19 protein-coding genes are annotated in these 20,160 nt (G+C 46.4%); 11 read left to right on the top strand and 8 right to left on the bottom strand.

What is annotated here, in order from left to right; all coding sequences use genetic code 11:
- Window positions 1-282: 282 nt before the first annotated feature.
- The 4 genes from fadI to MHM95_RS15035 all read left to right on the top strand — a co-directional run bounded on the left by fadI (window position 283) and on the right by MHM95_RS15035 (window position 4,993).
- Window positions 283-1,593, top strand: coding sequence for an acetyl-CoA C-acyltransferase FadI (gene fadI / locus MHM95_RS15050; RefSeq protein WP_022944751.1), 1,311 nt, complete (start codon window positions 283-285; stop codon window positions 1,591-1,593).
- The gene (gene fadJ, locus MHM95_RS15045) at window positions 1,593-3,779 is read left to right on the top strand and encodes a fatty acid oxidation complex subunit alpha FadJ (RefSeq protein WP_239385684.1); all 2,187 of its coding nucleotides are present in this window, start codon (window positions 1,593-1,595) and stop codon (window positions 3,777-3,779) included. Before fadI ends, fadJ begins: the two co-directional genes overlap by 1 nt.
- 199 nt (window positions 3,780-3,978) lie before the next feature.
- Window positions 3,979-4,170, top strand: a complete 192-nt coding sequence (locus MHM95_RS15040; protein ID WP_022944749.1) for a hypothetical protein — start codon at window positions 3,979-3,981, stop codon at window positions 4,168-4,170.
- A 370-nt stretch (window positions 4,171-4,540) separates the two neighbouring features.
- On the top strand, window positions 4,541-4,993 hold the full coding sequence (locus MHM95_RS15035; RefSeq protein ID WP_239385683.1) for an FxLYD domain-containing protein: 453 nt from the start codon (window positions 4,541-4,543) through the stop codon (window positions 4,991-4,993).
- Window positions 4,994-5,131: 138 nt separating this feature from the next.
- Here the strand turns inward: MHM95_RS15035 and MHM95_RS15030 are convergent, their stop codons facing one another.
- From MHM95_RS15030 to MHM95_RS15020, 3 genes are all read right to left on the bottom strand, one after another.
- Window positions 5,132-5,431: a hypothetical protein gene (locus MHM95_RS15030; RefSeq protein ID WP_239385682.1), complete on the bottom strand. Its 300-nt coding sequence runs from the start codon at window positions 5,429-5,431 to the stop codon at window positions 5,132-5,134.
- Between the two features lie 71 nt (window positions 5,432-5,502).
- Window positions 5,503-7,602: an EAL domain-containing protein gene (locus MHM95_RS15025; RefSeq protein ID WP_235045733.1), complete on the bottom strand. Its 2,100-nt coding sequence runs from the start codon at window positions 7,600-7,602 to the stop codon at window positions 5,503-5,505.
- A 213-nt stretch (window positions 7,603-7,815) separates the two neighbouring features.
- Complete coding sequence (locus tag MHM95_RS15020; RefSeq protein WP_239385681.1) at window positions 7,816-10,524, bottom strand: insulinase family protein; 2,709 nt, start codon at window positions 10,522-10,524, stop codon at window positions 7,816-7,818.
- Window positions 10,525-10,688: 164 nt separating this feature from the next.
- Between MHM95_RS15020 and sixA the strand changes: the two genes are divergently transcribed.
- Window positions 10,689-11,156, top strand: a complete 468-nt coding sequence (gene sixA, locus MHM95_RS15015) for a phosphohistidine phosphatase SixA (protein ID WP_022944744.1) — start codon at window positions 10,689-10,691, stop codon at window positions 11,154-11,156.
- Window positions 11,157-11,159: 3 nt separating this feature from the next.
- Here the strand turns inward: sixA and MHM95_RS15010 are convergent, their stop codons facing one another.
- A complete protein-coding gene (locus tag MHM95_RS15010) occupies window positions 11,160-11,489 on the bottom strand; it encodes a translation initiation factor (RefSeq protein WP_022944743.1) in 330 nt (109 codons plus the stop codon).
- Between the two features lie 120 nt (window positions 11,490-11,609).
- Here MHM95_RS15010 and MHM95_RS15005 point away from each other — a divergent pair, with 120 nt between their 5' ends.
- The 4 genes from MHM95_RS15005 (at window position 11,610) to MHM95_RS14990 (ending at window position 15,625) form a co-directional block, all read left to right on the top strand.
- The gene (locus MHM95_RS15005) at window positions 11,610-11,915 is read left to right on the top strand and encodes an STAS domain-containing protein (protein ID WP_022944742.1); all 306 of its coding nucleotides are present in this window, start codon (window positions 11,610-11,612) and stop codon (window positions 11,913-11,915) included.
- Window positions 11,908-13,602 (top strand): fused response regulator/phosphatase, encoded by a 1,695-nt coding sequence (locus MHM95_RS15000; protein WP_239385680.1) that lies wholly within the window; start codon window positions 11,908-11,910, stop codon window positions 13,600-13,602. Before MHM95_RS15005 ends, MHM95_RS15000 begins: the two co-directional genes overlap by 8 nt.
- 135 nt (window positions 13,603-13,737) lie before the next feature.
- Window positions 13,738-14,403 (top strand): GAF domain-containing protein, encoded by a 666-nt coding sequence (locus MHM95_RS14995; RefSeq protein ID WP_239385679.1) that lies wholly within the window; start codon window positions 13,738-13,740, stop codon window positions 14,401-14,403.
- Window positions 14,404-14,431: 28 nt separating this feature from the next.
- Window positions 14,432-15,625, top strand: coding sequence for an amino acid aminotransferase (locus tag MHM95_RS14990; RefSeq protein ID WP_239385678.1), 1,194 nt, complete (start codon window positions 14,432-14,434; stop codon window positions 15,623-15,625).
- Window positions 15,626-15,681: 56 nt separating this feature from the next.
- Here MHM95_RS14990 and MHM95_RS14985 read toward each other — a convergent pair whose 3' ends face one another.
- A complete protein-coding gene (locus MHM95_RS14985; protein ID WP_053911165.1) occupies window positions 15,682-15,993 on the bottom strand; it encodes a YebG family protein in 312 nt (103 codons plus the stop codon).
- A gap of 216 nt (window positions 15,994-16,209) precedes the next feature.
- On the opposite strand from MHM95_RS14985, the gene MHM95_RS14980 reads away from it, so the two are divergent.
- Window positions 16,210-16,506, top strand: a complete 297-nt coding sequence (locus tag MHM95_RS14980) for a ComEA family DNA-binding protein (protein ID WP_138510590.1) — start codon at window positions 16,210-16,212, stop codon at window positions 16,504-16,506.
- A gap of 35 nt (window positions 16,507-16,541) precedes the next feature.
- Here MHM95_RS14980 and MHM95_RS14975 read toward each other — a convergent pair whose 3' ends face one another.
- The 3 genes from MHM95_RS14975 to MHM95_RS14965 all read right to left on the bottom strand — a co-directional run bounded on the left by MHM95_RS14975 (window position 16,542) and on the right by MHM95_RS14965 (window position 17,784).
- Window positions 16,542-16,844, bottom strand: coding sequence for a DUF6170 family protein (locus MHM95_RS14975; protein ID WP_239385677.1), 303 nt, complete (start codon window positions 16,842-16,844; stop codon window positions 16,542-16,544).
- Entirely contained in the window at window positions 16,841-17,362 is a 522-nt protein-coding gene (gene dsbB / locus MHM95_RS14970) for a disulfide bond formation protein DsbB (protein WP_022945073.1), read from the bottom strand. The genes MHM95_RS14975 and dsbB overlap by 4 nt, the downstream gene beginning before the upstream one ends.
- A 158-nt stretch (window positions 17,363-17,520) precedes the next feature.
- Complete coding sequence (locus MHM95_RS14965; RefSeq protein ID WP_239385676.1) at window positions 17,521-17,784, bottom strand: hypothetical protein; 264 nt, start codon at window positions 17,782-17,784, stop codon at window positions 17,521-17,523.
- Between the two features lie 493 nt (window positions 17,785-18,277).
- Here MHM95_RS14965 and MHM95_RS14960 point away from each other — a divergent pair, with 493 nt between their 5' ends.
- Window positions 18,278-20,122 carry a hypothetical protein gene (locus MHM95_RS14960; protein ID WP_239385675.1) on the top strand — a complete coding sequence of 615 codons (1,845 nt, stop codon included), beginning with the start codon at window positions 18,278-18,280 and terminating at the stop codon, window positions 20,120-20,122.
- The last annotated feature ends 38 nt before the right edge of the window (window positions 20,123-20,160 follow it).

Below are 20,160 nucleotides of genomic sequence, written 5' to 3'. Positions count from 1 at the left end.
ATCCTTGCCGGCATAAATGAAACAGAGCAACCTAAATGGTGGGGAACCCAGCCCTAGGTTGGCGCAACGCCCTTTAGGCACTGCACTGTTTAAAAAGTTCGATTGATTTTACTCACAATTACATAGTTTTAAAGTCTTGTTTTTATTTTCATCGTACCCAGTTCTTAACTATTGTTGTAGCTGGCGCAGGAATTTTAGCGTCACTATTGGCATTGCGCTTTGGGTTGTTTTAGAATCGAGGAAATATTAACAGGTCAGACCTGTCAGCAGGAGAAGCATTTTATGTCTGAGCAAACAAAATTAACAACACGCAACGGGGAGCGCATCGCCATTGTTAGCGGCCTGCGTACGCCTTTTGCAAAACAAGCTACCGCCTTTCACCACGTCCCAGCACTCGATTTAGGCAAGCTGGTCGTCAACGAAATGCTTGAGCGCTTGGACTTTGATCGCAAAGAAATTGATCAGTTGGTGTTTGGCCAAGTAGTGCAAATGCCCGAAGCGCCGAATATTGCCCGTGAAATTGTCCTGGGCACTGGCATGCCAGTCAATGTCGACGCTTACTCGGTATCACGGGCTTGTGCGACTAGCTTCCAAGCAATTGCCAATGTCGCTGAATCAATTATGGCGGGTCATACCCAAGTGGGTATTGCTGGCGGTGCAGACTCTTCTTCTGTCTTGCCTATTGGTGTAAGCAAGAAGCTGGCAGGCAGCCTTGTGGATTTAACCAAAGCGCGGACCCTATCACAGCGCTTGAAGATTTTCTCTAAGTTGCGTCCTAAAGATCTTATGCCAGTGCCTCCGGCGGTTGCCGAGTACTCAACTGGGCTTTCTATGGGGCAAACGGCAGAGCAAATGGCGAAAAGCCACAGCATTAGCCGCGCTGATCAAGATGCCCTAGCGCATCGCTCGCACACGTTAGCCAGCCAAGCTTGGGCTGAGGGCAAATTGACGCAGGAAGTTATGACTGCACATGTACCACCTTATAAGTCATTTATTGAACAAGACAATAACATTCGTACCAATTCACAGCTTGAAGGCTATGCCAAATTGAAGCCGGTATTCGATCGCAAATACGGCAGCGTCACTGCCGCGAACTCGACGCCATTAACCGATGGTGCGGCTGCGGTGATGCTGATGAATGAAAGCAAAGCCAAAGCGATGGGCTATGAAATCTTGGGTTACATCCGCAGTTATGCCTTCAGTGCCATCGGTGTGCACGAGGATATGTTGATGGGTCCGGCACATTCTACCCCTGTTGCCCTAGACAGAGCTGGGATCACCTTAGGCGATCTAGACCTAATTGAAATGCACGAGGCTTTCGCGGCGCAAACCTTAGCTAATATGAAAATGTTTGCTTCTGATAAGTTTGCCAAAGAGCAGCTTGGCCGTGATAAAGCCATTGGTGAAATTGACATGGACAAATTTAACGTCAACGGGGGCTCGCTAGCATATGGCCACCCCTTCGCCGCTACCGGAGCCCGTTTGATTACACAAAGTATTCATGAGCTTAACCGTCGCGGCGGTGGCTTAGCCCTAACTACGGCGTGTGCTGCCGGTGGTTTAGGTGCGGCCTTTGTATTGGAGAGCGCATAATGACAACAGAATCCGTATTTAGTTTTGAGTTAAATGATGAGCGTGTTGGCATCGTCACTATTGACGTGCCAGGCGAGAAAATGAACACCTTGCGCGCCAGTTTTGCTGAGCAGCTGCAAGACATTGTTCGCACCGCCAATGAAAATAACGTCAAAGGCTTGGTATTTACCAGCGCCAAGCCAGATAACTTCATTGCCGGCGCCGATATCAACATGCTCGATAACGCTCATTCACGTGAAGAAGCCTTAGCGCTATCGACCATGTGTCAGGAAGCGTTTTTTGAACTGGAAAAGCTGCCTTATCCCACCGTCGCGGCTATTCATGGTGCCGCCCTAGGCGGGGGCTTAGAGTTTGCCTTGGCATGTGATTATCGGGTGTGCAGCGACAGTGATATTACCAAAATGGGCTTGCCTGAAGTGCAGCTTGGCCTACTCCCAGGTGGCGGCGGCACACAGCGTTTACCTAAATTAGTGGGCTTGCAGAAAGCCTTAGAGTGGATGCTAACCGGCAAGCAAGTGCGTGCTAAGCAGGCGAAAAAAGCTGGCCTCGTCAATGACAGTGTCCCTCACAGTGTTTTACTTGAAGTGGCGTGTAAGTACGCACTTAAAGGCAAAGCGCGTGTAACTAAGCCGCCATTGGATAAAGTATCGGCGTTGTTGGAGTCTAATCCATTTGGTCGCAATCTGATTTTCAAAAAAGCGGCTGAAAACGTCGCCAAAAAGACCCGTGGTCATTACCCTGCACCGAATAATATTATTAAAGCAGTACGCGCCAGCGTTGAGCTAGATACCCTCAAAGCCTACAAAACCGAAGCCGACGGCTTTGCCGATTTGGTGATGAGTGATGTATCGAAATCGCTGCGCGGTATCTTCTTTGCTACCACGGAAATGAAAAAAGAGTGGCGCGCCGATGATGCTCCGAGCACCGATAAAGTAGCCGTGCTGGGCGGCGGCTTAATGGGCGCCGGTATCACGCATGTCAGTGCCATCAAAGCGGGCGTGCCGGTGCGTGTCAAAGACGTTGCCCATAAAGGCATTAGTGGGGCGATGAATTACAGCTATAAGCTATTAGAGAAAAAACGCAAGCGTCGTATTATCTCCAAAGCGCAGTTGCAAGAGCAGATGAGCCGCATTACCGGCACCACTGATTACAGTGGCTTTGCGCATGTAGATATGGTGATTGAAGCGGTATTTGAAGATCTCAAGTTGAAGCAATCAATGGTTGCCGATATTGAAAGTCATGCCCAAGCACACACTATTTTCGCTAGTAACACCTCGTCACTGCCCATTGCCCAAATTGCTGAGCAAGCGCAGCGCCCAGAGAATGTTATTGGCTTGCATTACTTCTCGCCGGTAGAAAAAATGCCGCTGGTGGAAATTATCCCCCATGCAGGCACCAGCGAGCAGACCATCGCCCGTACGGTGAGCTTTGCCCGTAAACAAGGCAAAACACCCATAGTGGTGAAGGATAAAGCCGGCTTCTTTGTAAACCGTATCTTGGCGCCTTATGTAAACGAAGCAGCCAACCTATTGTTAGCCGGTGAGCCAATTGAAAAAATCGACAAAGCCTTGGTTGAATTTGGTTTCCCAGTGGGGCCATTAGCCTTGCTTGATGAAGTGGGCATCGATATTGGTTCTAAGATAGCGCCTATCTTGGAAAAAGAACTGGGTGAGCGTTTTAAAGCCCCCGATGCGTTTAGCCGCTTAATCGATAACAAGCGACTAGGACGCAAATCAGGCCGTGGTTTCTACGATTACTCGAAAAAGGACAAAAAGCCTGACGAGTCAGTGTACGAACTTCTTGGCGTGACTCCGGCTCCTAAGTTGAACAAAGAGCAAATAGCCGAGCGTTGTGTTATGCAAATGCTTAACGAAGCGGCGCGCTGTTTGGATGAGGGCATCGTTGCGAGCGCCCGTGATGGCGATATTGGTGCCATCTTCGGTATTGGCTTCCCACCTTTCCATGGCGGACCTTTCAGCTACATGGATAAGCTAGGGCTGAGCAATGTGTGCTCAACGCTATCGAGCTACGCCCAGCAAAACGAGGTGTTCACGCCAGCCCCCGCTTTGGTGGCAATGGCTGAAAAAGGGCAGCGTTTTTATGACCAAGACGCGGCGCCACAGGACACAGTTGAGCAGGATACTGTAGATCAGGGGACCGATGACCCCTCGACGCAACCATCTTGATGGCTCTGCCGATCGCCTAACACTTAGCGCTGGTTTTTAACCGGCGCTTTTTTATGCCACAGGCTTAGGCCGCGATGTGCTCAAAGGCGCTAAAAAGGCACTATGGTTGCTGCTTAGGCCGATAAACTTACGACTTTGGTGTGGTTAATAACTGAGCGTAAAAATGCTAGACTGCGCGCCTACATTCAGTGGGGGTTGTATGTTGTTGTTAGTGAGTGTGTGTTTTGCTTTGTTGTTGTTTTTTGTGGCCTCGTTTAAAGGCATGCCAGCGAAACGCTGGGCGCTGGCGGGTGGCTTAATTGGCCCGGTCGCGTTAGCGCTGTTTAACGTACATTATCGTCGTGCATTAATGCGCAGCGTTGCCCACTGCGGTATCATCTGGCGACCTTAGTGCCCAAGAGTCAAAACATTGCGTGAGCAGTACGAAAAGGGAATAGGCAAGGTTAATGCGTGCACCCTGATATGCAACATATAACTTAGCACTGAACAATAAGCAGCCGTGGTTCGTTTGCGAGACTCAGTAGTGCCATAGGCTAACGGCACCATCCAACTCAGACTATAAGCCTCGTTACATAACGTTTTTCCCCAAACAATCATATCAATTCATCAGTGCCACAGAGTGAATTTGTTACCGCGAGTGATTGTCTTTGTACAACCAAATAGATCATCATTAAAACTGCTTGGGTGAGGGAACCACTGGATTCCTGTCTCCCTAGCGAGAGCTACCCCTAACATGCAGGCATTAAGCCAAGGAGAGTATTATGTTAACTAAAAGTATGAATGAAGTATTGAAAGGGTTCTTTTGGGGGCTTGGTTTTGCTATTTCAGTTATAGGCTTGGCCAGTGTTTATAGCTTAACCATAGCCGCTTCTGTCGATATGGGTTTTAAGAAAAACGTACGTTTGCACGCTATGAGTTCGTTTGAAGACTTTGCATCTGACTATGAGCTGAGTTTATCGGAGATATTTAAGGAGAATGGCCGCGTTAAGATCACCGCTGAGCTCAAGAATATCTCTAACGACGAGTTGTATGCGATGGGGGTTGTTGCGTCCACCTTCGATTCCAACGGCCGATTTATTGGCAACTGTTCAGGTAAAGGCGCCGAGATAAGTTTGTCTCCCGGTGAGGTCAGTTACGTTGAAATTGACTGTAACTTTTTCAAGACCCAAAGTGAAAGAGTGCACTCTGCGAAGTTAACAGTTAAGTGGATTTGATTGTCTCGCAGCCAACTGCTGGTAAGGGGTATAGGCAAGCGCTTGTGCCTATCGCCTTGGTGAGTTACTGCGCTTGAGGGCCTTTGCCTGTCTTTTTGGAGATGGCAATGCGGCCCTTTTTATTTGTGGTAGTGGGCGTTACTGCCGAAGTCTCTGCTCCTTTAGATTGAGACGCTGGTGGGAACTATATACGCGGGCTTTGTCATCGCCTTTGCTCACATAGGCGTCCATCTCAACGCTTATTAGCGCAGATGGGAACACCTCGAGAATCCCCAACTCACCCAAATTAGCGGATAGCAGTGCAGTTTTGCCAGTGGCAATGAGACTGCTATCGACATCTCGCAAATCGCCATCGACATACAATTTAGCGCCGTGGAACCAGGAGTTAATGATTCTAATATGGTGCCCTTTGACGGTGAAGGTGAATTCTTTTTTCATTTTTAAAGTCCTTTTAACAGCGGCCTAAAATATTCTTGCTAAGCCTTCATTGAGTCCGCGTCACACTGTGGTTATTGCACCAACGACAAGTGATGCTGATCTTGCGTTTTACTGCGTTCGCGCAATAAAAACGCCTCGAATTGTTCAGCTGAAAGCGGTTTAGCGTAGTAATAGCCCTGCATTGTTTCGCAGCCCAACTGCTTTAATTGTTGCAGTTGCTTGGCTTCTTCAACGCCCTCAGCAACCACATGAAGACCTAAGTTTTGCGCTATGGTAATAATCGAGTCGACCATGTTTTTACCTCGCTCATTAACCATATCAACGATAAAGGCGCGGTCAATTTTCAACGTGTGCAATGGGAAGCGCTTTAAATAGGCCAGCGATGAATAACCAGTGCCGAAGTCGTCCATCGCTAGATGAATCCCTTTCCCTACTAGGGCGTGCATAATCGCGATTGCTTGCTCTGGGCTGTCCATTACGGTGCCCTCGGTTATTTCCAGCTCAAGAGCACTGGCGGGAAGGTGGTATTGCTGTAGTAGGGCGTCGATACGATCGGTTAAATCAGGCAGAGCAAACTGTTTCGCCGATAAGTTTACAGCAACTCGCCCGGAAAATAGCTCGGCATCGCGCCAGCGCTTTACATCGCGACAGGCTTTTTTTAATACTACTTCACCAATCTCGATAATTTGTCCGGTTTCTTCGGCAATGGGAATAAACTGCCCAGGACTGATCAACCCTTTTTTCGGGGTTATAAAGCGCACCAGCGCCTCCATTCCGGCTAATTGGCCAGTGGCGATATCCATCTTCGGTTGGTAAAAAACCTCGAAATGATCGCGTTTAAGACCAAAACGCATTAAGTTCTCAATTTGCAGTCGTTTAACCGCTTGGTGGTTCATCGCATCATTAAAGAATAAGTAACGGTTCCCTTGCTGCTTAGCATGGTACATTGCGGTATCGGCGTTCTTTAATAGAATTTGTGGCGATACGCCATCCTCCGGGCTCAATACTATGCCAATAGAGGCGGTGATGGCGAGTTCATGGTTCATCATCCGAAATGGTGTTGCAATGGTTTGCAAAAAGTCGTTACTAATCGCGGTAATAGTATGAATGTCGTTGGTGCCGCGCATCACCAATGCAAACTCATCGCCGCCGAGGCGATAAAAAGTGTCTTGCGGGCGCTTACGCTCACTTAAACGCTGGGCTAATTTGATAAGTAGCTTATCGCCTAATTGATGGCCCAACGAATCATTAATCTTTTTAAAGTTATCCAAGTCCATCACCATCATGGCATGGTGGCTGTCTTGTTTCATTAAGGTGTCGAGGTCGACAAAAAATTGGTTACGATTGGCAAGCCCAGTCAGGCTGTCTTGATTAGATAAATCATTGAGGGCTTGTTCAGTCTTTTTGCGCTCGCTTAAGTCGGAGTAGACCATAATATAGTAGTCTACCTCGCCCTGTTGGTTAAGCACCGGGTCCACGCTCAGTTCCATGGCTAATCTTTTACCATGCTGGCTGCGCACTGACACTTCACACTGAATATGGCTGTGTTGTTGCACTTGGCGCTTCAGTGTACTTATTTGCTTGGTATTCAAACCCGGAAGAGTAAAAGCCAAGCCTTGGTGCTTTTTCTGAGATAAGGAGAACAATTCGGTGAATGCAGGATTGGTATCAACTAGTTTGAATTCATGGTCATATATGGCCATCGCATCACTGAGATTCTCAACGCATTTAGCAAATAGGTCTAAGCGCTGCTCAGTGGTTTTGATATCGTCGATATCTTTCATTGTGCCACTCATACGCAGCGGTTGTAGTTGGGCGTCTTTTTCTACCACCTTTCCTCTATCTAGCATCCATCGCCACTGTCCCTGTTGGTCAAGCAATCGGTAGTTAGCTTCAAAAAACGCTGTTTTTTGTGCAAGGTGGGCGCGCAAGGCACTTTGAACGCGAGGTAAATCCTGTGGGTGTATTAGCGCTTGGTTCGGGGGAATGCAAAAACTTTGTGTGGTTGCACTGTGATTGGCATGTTCATCATTAACGCGTTTGACCTCACCGGTTTTTATATACCAATCCCAGAGGATGTCACCGCTGCCTTCTAAGGTCAGTTTTAGGTGTTGTTCTGAGCGTGCTAATTTCTTACGTGAGCGGCGCAACGAAATAACACTGAATGTCATAACGCATAGCAAGGCAAGAAGTAGTGATAAAACAACCGTGTGTAAAGGGGAGTCGAACAGCATGTGCGCTTGCTCATGAGCAAACGAGCACCCACTGACAAGCAACAATCCGCTTATTATTAAGCCTTTTCTACAACCTGACCTAAACACACACTGTCATTCTAATTACTACAATCATGCTAGGTTAATTCAAGCCGTTGATTGAGTAAAGCATTATGCGTGTTCCAAGGCTTGTTGCGACTGTTTAACCCCGTCACTGAGCCATTCCATGCGAGCCCGCGAAGGAGAAAAAAGCTGCTGCATATAGTGTTGTACGTCTTCCAAGGAGATAGCATCAAGTGTCGTTAATAAGTTACTTTGCAGGCTAAAATCGACGCCCGGGTTACTAATTGCTAACCAGAAGCGTTGTGAACGCAAGCGCAGGTTTTTGTCCTTTTCGGCAATTTGCCGGTAGAGGCTGTGCTTGGCTTGTTGCCAGTGCGGCTCATCAATTTCAGCAAAGTCCTGAACATACTGATTAATAAAGGCGCGGTGATGAGAAAGTAACGTGTGCGCATCGACATTGGGTGATTGCACGTAAAATGCCAGTCCAGCGCGAGAATTAAACGGTGCATAGCCTGCACCGACCAAATAACCTAATTGCTGCTGTGTACGCAGTTGATGAAAATAGGGCTGATTAATCAGGTGGTTAACAACCATCATCAATACTTTTTCTTTTATATCTGCGGTCTCTGCTTGGTAGTAAATGACCATGGCATTGTCACTGCACTGCAGTTTTAGGTGATGAGTGTCGACTTGCGTAATTTCATTCAATGGGCGACTAATGCTGTCGATACTCGTGCGGGTACGTAAATGAGATTGCACCAAACGTAAGAAATCGTAGGCATCGGCTGGGCGCCAATTACCATGTAAAAACGCCTCTACATGCACGGATTCGAAAAACGCTTGGCGGAACTGTTTAAATTGCATGTAGCTGGTGCTTTTAAGTGCCTGAGCAAGCTCCGTCGGGGTGGGATTCCAAGGCATAATCTGCGCGCCGATACGGCTGAAAATCTCACTGACAGGCTTATTTTGATTACTGCTTTGCCAGTGGCGCACTAGCTGCTTTTTGTACTCAGCAAAGCGTTTCGTGCAAATATCCGCATGAAACAGGGCTTGCAATAGGCCCTGCACCAGTTCTAGTTGGCTTGATGACAAGCCGGCGGTGTGTAAAGTCAGCCCACCTTGATGCGATGAAATATGGTAATTCAGTCCAGCCAACTCGGCGGGGTAGAATTGCTCTGCCACACAATCAATAAACAGATCGGCAAATAAACGAGTCAGCGCCATATGCTGCACGTCTTTGACCGCCAGCTCTGAGTCCAAAGCGAGATAAAAGTGACCCTTAGCAACTCGGTAGGTCGCATCTTGCTTAAACCAGAAATTAAGTCCTGGATGAGTGGCGAGCTTTTGTGGTTTATTGCCTGGCGCCACTAATTCATGAAGCACGCAAGGACGCTGTAGGTAGGGGTTTGTGCTTGGCAGAGACATGGTATTGAGTGGCGTATCAATACTCTCCAGCGCGGTTAACCAATCTTTATCGAGTGCGTTGATGCGGTACGGCGTGTTATACCACTTTGTATAGCGACTTGGCTCTACGCCGGGGTGGATTAGCACCAGACGCATATTCTGGGGATTCAGCCATTGCAGCACCTCAGCAAATTGCTGGCTATCAAAGCCAGTCATCAGGTAGTCACCGTACAAGTAATGCTCACTGGGGTAGTGGTGCATATTCACGCTGATACCGCTGACCCAATCGAGTAAGCGAACTCGCTCTTGGTTATCAAAGGCAATTTGCAACAACGTTTGCTTGTCACGATACAGCGGCGACAGCTTATCGTCGTGACATTTTATCAGCGCAATATAAGCGAACACCGTTTCAACGATGTCTTGGTAATACTCAATGCCCTCATCGGTGAGTGCGAGGCTGATATTAAAATCTTTAAAGTTACTGCCATTAATGCCTCCACCTGCGGATAACGCATTGATCCATCCTTGATTTTTTAGCAGTGAGTGCAAGGAGCCCGGGCCTTCGTAGCCTAATAAGTGGGCCAAAAAGCTCACCGTTTTGTGTTTATAAAAAGCATCAATGCTGGGCATAGCAAAACTAATTATGAGCTTTTGTAAGTGCTTATGCGGCTCAATATGCAGCTCAACCCCCAAGTCCTGCTCTCGGTATAATGGCTCGGTGATCGCAGGTTTAGGTTGCTGGGTGCCAGTGATGGGGGTGAATAGCTCCAGAGCCCATTGCTTGAGCTCAGACAAAGAGTGAGGGCCGCTCAATACCAATGTCATCCACTGGGCTTGATAATGTTGCTTAAAGAAAGCCAGCAAATCATCGCGAATGGCGTTTTGCTCATCACTTAATGTGTTGCTATTGCCCACAGAGAACTTGGCAAAAGGGTGTTTTGGGTTCACCGTTTCTTTGTGCGCCTGGTATATGCGCCGGCCATCGTCCTTTATTTTAAGTTTAAACTCGGCGTCAATGGCGTTACGTTCTTTATCGACCTCTTCGGCGTTAAATAACGGTGCATAAAAAAGCTGGCTGAAGCGTGTTAACGCTTGGTAGTAATGCTCGTTGGCGACATCAAAGTAGTAGCAACTGTGTTCGGTGCCAGTCCAAGCGTTACTGCTGCCACCATGATGACTGATAAAATCGTGGAATTCTCCGGAGGCAGGGAAATCTTTGGTACCGAGAAATAACATGTGCTCTGTGAAATGCGCTAACCCTTGTCGGTGCCAAGGATCATCAAAGTGCCCAGTATTCACCGTCAGTGCCGCAGCGGCTTTTTGGCTGTCTTGATCCTCAACCAACAACACCCTAAGACCATTGGGCAGTGTCAGCGGTTGGTAGAGTCTGTTATCATTGCGGCTGATATTCAAACAATGCTCCTGAAACTAGAGAAGTTGCAAGACGTTCAGGGCCAGCTGTTACGGCTTGGTGCCTACCCGAATATCGATGGTTAAGCTAGACTATAGCGAACATGCAACCAAGATGGCTAGCTTTTAGGTTAAAACTTTTTTGCTAATTAGTTGATTTCTTTGCAATGAAAACCATTTTAATCATGCGCCATGGGGAAGCTCAAGCGCTACAAGCGCAGGACCACTTGCGCGAACTGACTCAAAGAGGTCGGCAACAAGCTGATCATGTAGGCCAATGGTTAGCACAAAGGTTTAATCCACAAGGCTTGTTAGTGAGCCCTTATGTGCGCGCTCAGCAGACGGCCGAGTGTGTCAAAGAACATTGCCGAGGTTTCACCTTGGAGCAAACGTGCGATGACATTATCCCCAGCGCTAATGCAAAAACCGCCGTTGACTACTTACAAGCACTCACCGAAGTTCATACTGAAATAGACACTTGGTTGGTGGTGGCACACATGCCAATCGTCAGTTACATGGTCGCGGAGTTCTGCCCTGAACAAATGCCTATTTTCGCAACCTGTGGGGTGGCTCATATTGACTATGATCCGGCCACCATGAGAGCGCGCTGGCAGGCGTTATATAGCCCTAACTAGAGGCTAACCGCCGGCAATTTTAACTTTGAAGCCCTGAGCTTCAAGCAAACCTTTGAGCTTGTCGCGATCGTCGCCCTGAATCTCAATCACTCCCTCTTTAACGGCGCCGCCTTGGCCCATTTTTGACTTCAGGGTTTTTGCCAGCTTTTTCATATCATGCTCGTTTGGATCAATGCCCACAACGAGCATGACTCCTTTACCTTTGCGTCCTTTGGTTTGACGCTCAATACGCAGTGCACCGTCTTTAAAAAGCTTAACATCCGGCTGTTCACTTTGTTTTTCAGGTCGAATGCGGCCAGAGTCGGTAGAGTAAACCAAGTTATTATCGCTCATGGGTTGCTCCAATTAATAAACATAAAGTGTCATCCTAACATATTTTGGTGTTGTCATTGCGAAATGGCTGGCAAGGTTTATATTTTAAACAGGTAGATTATCAGTGGCTTAGGAGCGTGTATGAGTTTACAACAGCATTATGTTGAGGAAAAACAAAAACTAGTGATAGTGATAAAGGAAAAGTTTGACTTTAATCTTGTGCAAGATTTTCGTACAGCCTATGCAGACGTGCATGCCGACACTAAGCACGTGGAAGTTGACCTGCGAGAAACCAGTTACATGGATAGCTCAGCGTTGGGTATGTTGCTCAATATGCATAAAGCTCTGAAGGGGCAGGTAGAGGGCATTACCATCAGCCATGCAAACCCGCAGTTAAAGAAGATTCTCCAAATTTCGCGTTTCGATAAGAAGTTTACCATTGACTGAAAAGTACATTTCCTTTCCTTCACATGGGCTTAGCGAAGATTTGCCCTTAGTGCTCATTGTTGATGATGAGTCCATGAACCGGCGTATCCTGCGAGCGATGCTGGAGCGTGACAACTATCGCGTCATTGAAGCTGAAAATGGCATTCAGGCGCTAGCGCAATGTCAGGCTCACGATGTTGATGTGGTACTGCTGGATATTCTTATGCCCGAAATGGATGGCTATGAAACGGCAGCGGAGCTTAAACGCACCAATACACGAGTTTATACTCCCATTATTTTTATTACCGCTTTGGAAGATAACCCCTCATTGGCAAGATGTTTGGACGTAGGCGGTGACGACTTTATGCCCAAACCGTTCGATTTACAGATACTGCGAGCCAAGTTACATGCGCATCTGCGTATTCGCCATTTAGTCAGCGAGTCAAATAAGCAAACGGACGCGTTGACCTATTATCAAAATCAAACCGAACGCGAACACGAACTAGTCGAGCATATTTTCAATAATGCCCTGCAACATAAGGATAAACCCAAGGGGGTCGACTCACACTTGTCGCCCGCTTCTATGTTTAATGGCGACGTGTTTCTCAATGCCTTGGGGCCAAATGGCTCGCAATATTATCTATTAGGCGATTTCACTGGGCATGGGTTAGCCGCTGCCACCGGGGCGCTGCCAGTGGCGCGTATTTTCTACACTATGGTGGAAAAAAACTTGGCCGTAGGAGATATAGCCAGAGAGTTAAATGCCGCTTTATACGATTTGTTGCCGGCGCATATGTTTTGCGCTGCAACTATTTTCGAAATTAGTGCCAATGCACAAAGTGCGACGTTTTGGATGGGCGGCTTGCCTGATGGTTACCTTATTGATCATTCGGGCTACATGCTTAGTCAGCTCGAATCAAAACATATGGCATTGGGTATTTTGGATGATGAGGAGTTTGAGCGTGATGTGCGCCATGTCAGGCTCAATGAATATAGCCGTATCGTGGTTTACACCGATGGCATCATTGAGGCCGAAAATGCACAACAGCACCAATTTGGCTACAGCGGTTTGCTACGTACCTTGGCGTCGCAAGCGATGATCCGTACTGACAACATCATTGCTGCTGTGCACTATTTTACCGGTAATGAAGATCAACAAGACGATTACAGCGTGGTGATTATCGACCCGCAACCTCAGGCACCTCTACAACCCATTAATCACACCATAAGTCCGCTCCCCATTGAGCTTGAGGTGGCGTTAAGTGCCGAGGAGTTGAAAACGGTGGACCCAGTGGCGCAATTGATGGACCTAGTTGGCCACTTGCCGGGGCTGAACACCCACAAATCGACATTGTTTATATTGTTATCAGAGGCTTATAACAACGCTCTAGAGCACGGTATTTTGGGGTTAGACTCTGCTTTAAAGGCCGATGACGATGGCTTCTTACAATACTACAGTGAGCGTGAGCAACGCCTAAGCGAACTCACCGAAGGTGAGATATGCCTGCGTGTTTGTTATCAGCCACAGCAACGAACATTGCTTTTAAGCGTTAAAGACTCGGGAGCTGGTTTTTCCCTGGAGCCAGCTGCAGGTAGCCAACTCCAACACAGCTATGGTCGTGGTATTGAGCTACTTAAAGAGCTATCCGAAGATGTGGAATACAACCAAGCGAGAAATGAAATACGCATTCGCTACCATATCGACTAACCCTCTCATATTGCCTCAGAACCCTATTTTTACCTCTAAATGACTGGCTTAGTGTCGAAGTGACGGTTTTGTATTGCACGGCAATAAAAAGGTGTGCTAGCATCCGGCTAAATGTTTAGATGTTTGGATGGCTAAATGCTTTTAAGCTACTTAGAAAATGCACAACTTAGCGCTGAGCCCAAATTAGTGGCGAATAAACAACAGTCGCTACAGCAATACCTTAACAATGCGAGTGCCGATGTTCGTTGGCAATATCAAATTCCTGAGTTGGGCGAGGGTGGGGCGTGTAGTTTATTTGGTCATCTGCAAGAGCTGCCCTTCGATTTACGCGAACATTTGCCCTCAAGCAGTGAAGCAAAGTTGAGAAAGCTTCAAGCGATTGTCGATTTTGTTGTTCAAGAAAGTGGCGTAGACTGGTTTGGTATTTATCAAAGTCAACATATTGAAGGTCAGCCACAGCTACTTAAGCTCGCTTATTACGGCGCACCTAGTCGCCCTCTTTTTCCTATTAACCCTGACTTTGCAACAACCAGCAATAATGTGCAGGTTGCACTCAGCGGGGTTGCTCGGGTGATAAATGATGTGGAAGACTATGTTGCCAACGGTGGCGAATACTATACATGTGACCCCAAAGTGAAAGCAGAAAGCTGCTTGCCGCTTTATGACGAGACAGGTAAAGTAGTGGGCATTATTGATGCTGAAGCATTTACAGACAAGTTTTTTACCCCTGATCAGGTTGCGTTGCTAATAGCTGCGTGTTTAGAGATTAGCAAGCACTTACCAACCAGCCGTCAGGACTAACCTAACCTGAGATAATAAAGAGAGTTCCATGTTCTCACAATTAAAACCTTTACCGACAGATCCAATTCTTGGGCTTATGGCTGCGTTTAAAGCCGACACCAATGACAAAAAAATTGACCTAGGTGTTGGCGTATACAAAGACGAGCAAGGGCAAACCCCTGTATTGAAGGCCGTTAAAAAGGCTGAAGAGTTTCGTCTCGCCAATGAAACCACTAAGTCATACATTGGGCTGGCCGGTAATTTGGAATATTGTCAGAAAATGGAGCAACTGCTACTTGGCGATGCTCACCCGGCTTTGCTAGCGGATCGTGTGCGTACAGCTCAGGCTCCAGGTGGCACGGGTTCGTTACGGGTGGCGGCAGAGTTCATTAAGCGTTGTAATGAGCAAGCCACGGTGTGGGTGACTACGCCAACATGGGCCAACCACATTAGCCTATTTGAAGCGGCTGGCCTGAATGTGAAAGAGTATCCTTATTATGACTATGATAACAAAGGTTTGTTATTTGATGACATGGTGAACACGCTCAGCCAAGTGCCTGCGGGTGATGTGGTGCTGTTACATGCATGTTGTCACAACCCAAGCGGCATGGACTTGAATTTTGCGCAGTGGCAAAAAGTAGCTGAAATCGCTAAAGTTCAAGGCTTTACAGTACTGGTTGATATCGCCTATCAAGGTTTTGGTACGAGTTTGGATGAGGATGCTGCGGGTTTGCGCCATTTGGCCTCGCAGGTAGATGAGCTAATCATTTGTTCGTCATGTTCGAAAAATTTCGGCTTATACCGTGAGCGTATTGGTGCCTGTTCGGTGATCTCAAAAGATCAAGCCACGGCTGATATTGCTAATTCAGTGATGCTCAGTGTGGTACGCAGTATTTATTCGATGCCGCCGGCACACGGTGCAGATATTGTTAATACTATTCTTAGTAGCGACGAGCTAACTGCGATGTGGCACCAAGAGCTTGATGACATGCGCTCTCGTATCAATGGTTTGCGTTCATTGCTTAAGGATAAGTTAAACGACAAATGCGAAGGTATGGACTTCTCATTTATTGAACGCCAGCACGGTATGTTCTCTTTCCTAGGGATTAACAAAGAACAGATCGAACGCCTACAAAAAGAGTACTCAATCTACATTGTCGGTTCTAGCCGTGTAAATGTGGCAGGGATAAGCAAAGATAATATCGATTACTTTGCCGATGCCGTTGCAGCGGTTACTAAGTAACGCGAATGATAAAAAAAGCCAGCAATGCTGGCTTTTTTTATGTCTAAGAAATAGCTTTACGCTTCTTTGGCTTTGAGCTCAGTAACATTTTCCTTATCACTTGGCTCTTTGCTGGCTTTTTTTGTGGCCTTTGCCGCAGGCTTAGTACCTTTAAGTACATGCATAAAGTCGTCTTTTTGTTTTGCTATTTCCAACGACAGGCTTTCTACTTGTTGCTCACTTAAGGGAACATCAACGCCGCCTAATAACTCTTCTAAGCTTTCGGCAATATCGAGCATCTTATCATAGGCATCGGCTTCTTTTTTGCTAGTAAAGGTCATGCGCTCGACTCCGTCTCGTTCTACAACGTATTTAGTTACAACAGCCATGGCTTCTCCTCAAGGATACTGTTTTTTTATACAGTAAGGGTAGTGGTTGGCGATTCGCCCGTCAAGGGTTTTAATCATTCCTTTTAAAGGGTTAAGCATTTTTACCACAAAAAAGCACGACTTTATCGTTAGTTTTATTTGACACATCTCAGTAATTATTCTTTATTTACTTCTGAAGTAACACGGATTTTTACTTTAACTTCTAAGGAGAGAAGCATGAAGCTACTAACCGCACTCTACACCGCCTGTGCGCTTGTACTTACCCCAGCGGTGGTCGCTGCTGAGGCACCTCAACAAGCGAGTGAGCAGGTAACCCCAGCCAAACTTGATATTAACCAAGCATCCGAAGAACAGCTACAATCGCTGCCGGGCATTGGCCCCACTAAAGCAGCCGCCATCATCGAATATCGTCAGGTGCAAGGCAATTTCCGTAGTGTTGATGAGCTAGACGCTGTGCCAGGTATTGGTGCAAGTACGTTGGCGCAAATTCGGGAATTGGTGAAGGTAAGATAGTGGCAAAGTATTGCTGATAAACCAAAGGGCAACGTTTAGTTGCCCTTTTTATGTGCGGCGATGGCTTCTTCAAGGTGAAACAGCGCGAATGCGTGGCGCACTGGGAGCACAATAATAGGATAGGCGATGCCGGCTAAGAGCAGCCATGGCAACATGTGCCAGCCTTCAAAGCGCACCAGCAGCAGAAATAGTGGGGTGATCAGCAGCAGTTTAATAATATTGAGCATGACTCGGCGCTGCGCTGATAGCCTGTTTAATGAATCCGCCACTATAGCGAGTCGCTCATTGTGACTGAGCGACTTGAGTTTCGGGATTTGACTGGGAAGAAAGTAAATCATGAAGCCTTAGGTTTATAAAAAAAGCTGCTTAAGGTAATGATAATTGCAACGACTGCCATCACCGCAAAGATCACTTGCATCCACCCAGGCATTGATAACCCCATAAATTGCCAATCAATGTTGCCACAATCTCCGGTAGCAGCAAAAAAGCTCGGCAGCCACTCGTGTAAAGGCATAAAGCTTGGGAAGTTAGGTTCAAACTCGCATACGAAGGCAAAGGGATCTGTGGTGGTTTGCATCATGATATGTTCTTTGGCGAGCAAGAAACCCCAAATACTCGCAACCAGCCAACTCGCTAGCGCCACTAGGCGTAAATACATATTTTGTGGATTAATACAGCCTAGTAAGGCCGCAAATAGCACACCCAAGACTGCTGTACGCTGATAAATGCACATAATGCATGGCGCTAAGTCCATGGCATATTGGAAATACAAAGCAGTTGCTTCGAATACGGTGGCAATCACCGCTAACAGTACCCAAGGCGCACGTTGGTGCGATAGCTTACCTAACCAGCTCATAGTTAACTCACGTCGTTGTTGATGGGCTGATTATGCCACGCCTTCGGCGCTATGCAAGCGTCTTTGCGGGTATGATAAAGGTGAAGCAAGGCGTATCATTGGCAGCGACTAAGTGACTGTCGCCACAGGGTATTGGGCGGCCACTTTGATGGCAAGATTTATAACCAATGGCAATGCTCGGCATCGACACCTAAACTTTTAGGTGGGTAGTCATGCACTGTGGCTACTTTCATACTATGAGTGAGGCATAGTTTTGTGACCATATCACTTTTTGAACGTTTAGGTGGTAACGAGGGGATCACAAGGATTGCTAATGATGTCGTTGATAACCACGTAAATAATGCAACCGTCAGTAATAGGTTTATAGGGGTCGATATCCCCCAGCTAAAGTAGTCAGCAGCGAACTTTTTTATTACCGGCACCGGTGGCGACAATGTCTATCAAGGAAAAGATATGCTCAGCGCCCATAAAGGCATGAATATTTCAGAGTCTGAATTTATGGCGGTATTGGGTGATGTTCTTGCGGCGTTGGACAAAAACCACATCGGCCAGCGCGAACAGTAAGAGGTGCTGTTTATTTTGTACAGCATGCGTAAAGAAATAGTACATGTTTAGCTATTAATAAGGGCAGGGGCGCACGCTTCTGCCTTTATTTTTTGCGCTGTTGGTATGGCTTTGTTAGCCAATACAGATAAGTACTAAGGCAAGGGGAGAGTATTTCAAGAACGCCACCAGTTCCTTTTTTCATAAAAAGATAATTTAATAAGGTTTTGTGAAGAACAAAAAATAGGTGTTTACTCTCGCCGGTCCGTTTCTGTGCTTTTATTGATGGTTTGTTTGTAACTATATCGAATAGAGGTCTATGGTTAGTATCAAACTACTCATATAAAAGTATATAAATAACAAGGATGTTTTATGAAATTGTCCAATGTTTTATCCCTAGTAAACCAAGTCGAGAAGTCAAAGTTCATCAATGCAGTTGACCGTATTTGCGGAGATGCTGTCAGACACGATAAAAAAATTGAGGCTCAACTTAACAAGCTGGATGGGCAAATCAAAAACGCATCCAGCACAGATATCACCCAATTATTTAAAATTATCCTTCCTTATTTTGAAAAAGCAGTCAGAGAGCAACTTGCAATGCTAGGGGCTCAAGCAACGCTCTTAACGAACATACTAAGTAGAGATGGAAACAGTATTGCCAGAGCCACTTGGGTAGAATCGCTGTACTCAAAAGAGTGGGATGTGATTAATAAACGCGCCAAAGAGCTCAAAGCGGAAATTGAGGAAGCAAGCGATGATGACTCATTCGGTGACAGTAAGCGCTTAGGTATTTACTTTGCATGCTTTAGCGAAGCGCATTCCAATGACCAAAGAATCAATCGCGAAGCCAAAATTACCGATGATGAACGTGGGATTTTAAATGTCCTAGCGAAGCAGCTAGATGTGACTGCTGATGACCAAGCTGGGATTGAACACTTGGTAGACAAGATTCCCAAAAACGGGGTGCAAGATGCCTTAAATGAACTGCGGGAAATAGGCCTAGTGTTTATCAGTAGGAAAAGGCAAACCGTTTATGTCCCTGATGAGATTGTTAGCCTATTACACCGAATACAGGGTAAAGAGTTAGCCGACAAGCACTTGTTGAGAATTCTAAGAACATTCAGCGACGCTGAGCTCTCAAACATCCTCAAAAACCACCGTAAGAAAATTCGTGGTGTGGAGCGCAAAGAAAAAGTGTCAAACATCATGAAACTGGGTGTCCCGGTGACGCAAATTTTACAGCATGATTTGTTTAGTGACGAAGCAACATTAAACGAGAGAAAGGATAGGCTCAAAGAGCTCATACAAGCTTTAGAGCTAGACCTAGAGAAGCTGGGAACGACGGTCGAAGAAAGAACTGATATTATCTTACACTCCCTCAATAACTGCGCTGAAAGTGAGTTTAATGTACTCAGTGCTACGGGATTTAAAGAGCTTTTTGCAGCGCTTCAAAACCACTTCCCAATGCTCTCAAAAGTCCTTAAACATGAGTTTGAGCTAGAAGAACAAGAAGAGCTAGATGTTGAGAAATTACGAGCGCTTAGCATCACTCCTTATGACATTCTTTATATGCTCACTAATGAGGAAGTAAAAAGTGTTGTAGAAAGTATGGGTATCAAGAAGCGAGGGAATTTGCGCTTAAATATTCTCAATAGTTTCGCAGATGCAACAGACAAGTTAATAGATAACTACGCTGCGCTAGCTCGCAGAGACTTAGCGTCTTTAAAGAATAGTAATATTGATATCGCAGAGTCCGAAATTGGGGTGAAGTTTGAAGAAGTGACCAAAGCTATTTTTGAGCAACTGGGACTCGCAGTGGACGAAGACCTCAGAAGAGCAGTGAACACCACAAAAGATAAAGCGGATGTTCTTATTTCGTTAAGCGAAGACGATGTTATCGTTGGTGAGGCAAAAACCTGTAAAAATGGAGACTTCGCCAAGTACTCAACAACTTCTCGGCAAGTAAAAGCATACGCAAATCGCTGTGAGTCAGCAGGAAAACGCGTTGCACAGGTATTAATTGTGGCACCCACGTTCTCAGATGACTTTGTTGAAAGTGCAGAGATGGACACAGAAGTTAATATATCTCTTCTAGAGGCAGATGGACTCAAACGAATTTTAGATGCCTACAAATCCAGAAGGAGCCCTAAATTTTCTGCAAAGCTATTCACCAAAGGAGGCTTGCTGAAAGCGGATTTAATTGCCAAGAATATATAGCTATATGGCATGTGAATTGGAGGATAGTTTGAGTATTT

This window comes from Pseudoalteromonas sp. CnMc7-15 (genome assembly GCF_022347925.1).
GTDB classification, from domain to species: Bacteria; Pseudomonadota; Gammaproteobacteria; order Enterobacterales; family Alteromonadaceae; genus Pseudoalteromonas; species Pseudoalteromonas ruthenica.
The sequence above is the reverse complement of the archived record's forward strand: the minus strand, read 5'-3'. Positions and strand labels throughout refer to the sequence as shown.

What these genes read in the sequence shown, in the direction of transcription:
- MHM95_RS14985 (WP_053911165.1), bottom strand. Translation starts at nt 15,993, where the DNA reads ATGGCTGTTGTAACTAAATACGTTGTAGAACGAGACGGAGTCGAGCGC.
- MHM95_RS14960 (WP_239385675.1), top strand. Translation starts at nt 18,278, where the DNA reads ATGAAATTGTCCAATGTTTTATCCCTAGTAAACCAAGTCGAGAAGTCA.
- MHM95_RS14980 (WP_138510590.1), top strand. Translation starts at nt 16,210, where the DNA reads ATGAAGCTACTAACCGCACTCTACACCGCCTGTGCGCTTGTACTTACC.
- fadI (WP_022944751.1), top strand. Translation starts at nt 283, where the DNA reads ATGTCTGAGCAAACAAAATTAACAACACGCAACGGGGAGCGCATCGCC.
- MHM95_RS14975 (WP_239385677.1), bottom strand. Translation starts at nt 16,844, where the DNA reads ATGATTTACTTTCTTCCCAGTCAAATCCCGAAACTCAAGTCGCTCAGT.
- MHM95_RS15005 (WP_022944742.1), top strand. Translation starts at nt 11,610, where the DNA reads ATGAGTTTACAACAGCATTATGTTGAGGAAAAACAAAAACTAGTGATA.
- MHM95_RS14995 (WP_239385679.1), top strand. Translation starts at nt 13,738, where the DNA reads ATGCTTTTAAGCTACTTAGAAAATGCACAACTTAGCGCTGAGCCCAAA.
- MHM95_RS15040 (WP_022944749.1), top strand. Translation starts at nt 3,979, where the DNA reads ATGTTGTTGTTAGTGAGTGTGTGTTTTGCTTTGTTGTTGTTTTTTGTG.
- sixA (WP_022944744.1), top strand. Translation starts at nt 10,689, where the DNA reads ATGAAAACCATTTTAATCATGCGCCATGGGGAAGCTCAAGCGCTACAA.
- MHM95_RS15025 (WP_235045733.1), bottom strand. Translation starts at nt 7,602, where the DNA reads ATGACATTCAGTGTTATTTCGTTGCGCCGCTCACGTAAGAAATTAGCA.
- fadJ (WP_239385684.1), top strand. Translation starts at nt 1,593, where the DNA reads ATGACAACAGAATCCGTATTTAGTTTTGAGTTAAATGATGAGCGTGTT.
- MHM95_RS15035 (WP_239385683.1), top strand. Translation starts at nt 4,541, where the DNA reads ATGTTAACTAAAAGTATGAATGAAGTATTGAAAGGGTTCTTTTGGGGG.
- MHM95_RS15030 (WP_239385682.1), bottom strand. Translation starts at nt 5,431, where the DNA reads ATGAAAAAAGAATTCACCTTCACCGTCAAAGGGCACCATATTAGAATC.
- MHM95_RS15010 (WP_022944743.1), bottom strand. Translation starts at nt 11,489, where the DNA reads ATGAGCGATAATAACTTGGTTTACTCTACCGACTCTGGCCGCATTCGA.
- dsbB (WP_022945073.1), bottom strand. Translation starts at nt 17,362, where the DNA reads ATGAGCTGGTTAGGTAAGCTATCGCACCAACGTGCGCCTTGGGTACTG.
- MHM95_RS14990 (WP_239385678.1), top strand. Translation starts at nt 14,432, where the DNA reads ATGTTCTCACAATTAAAACCTTTACCGACAGATCCAATTCTTGGGCTT.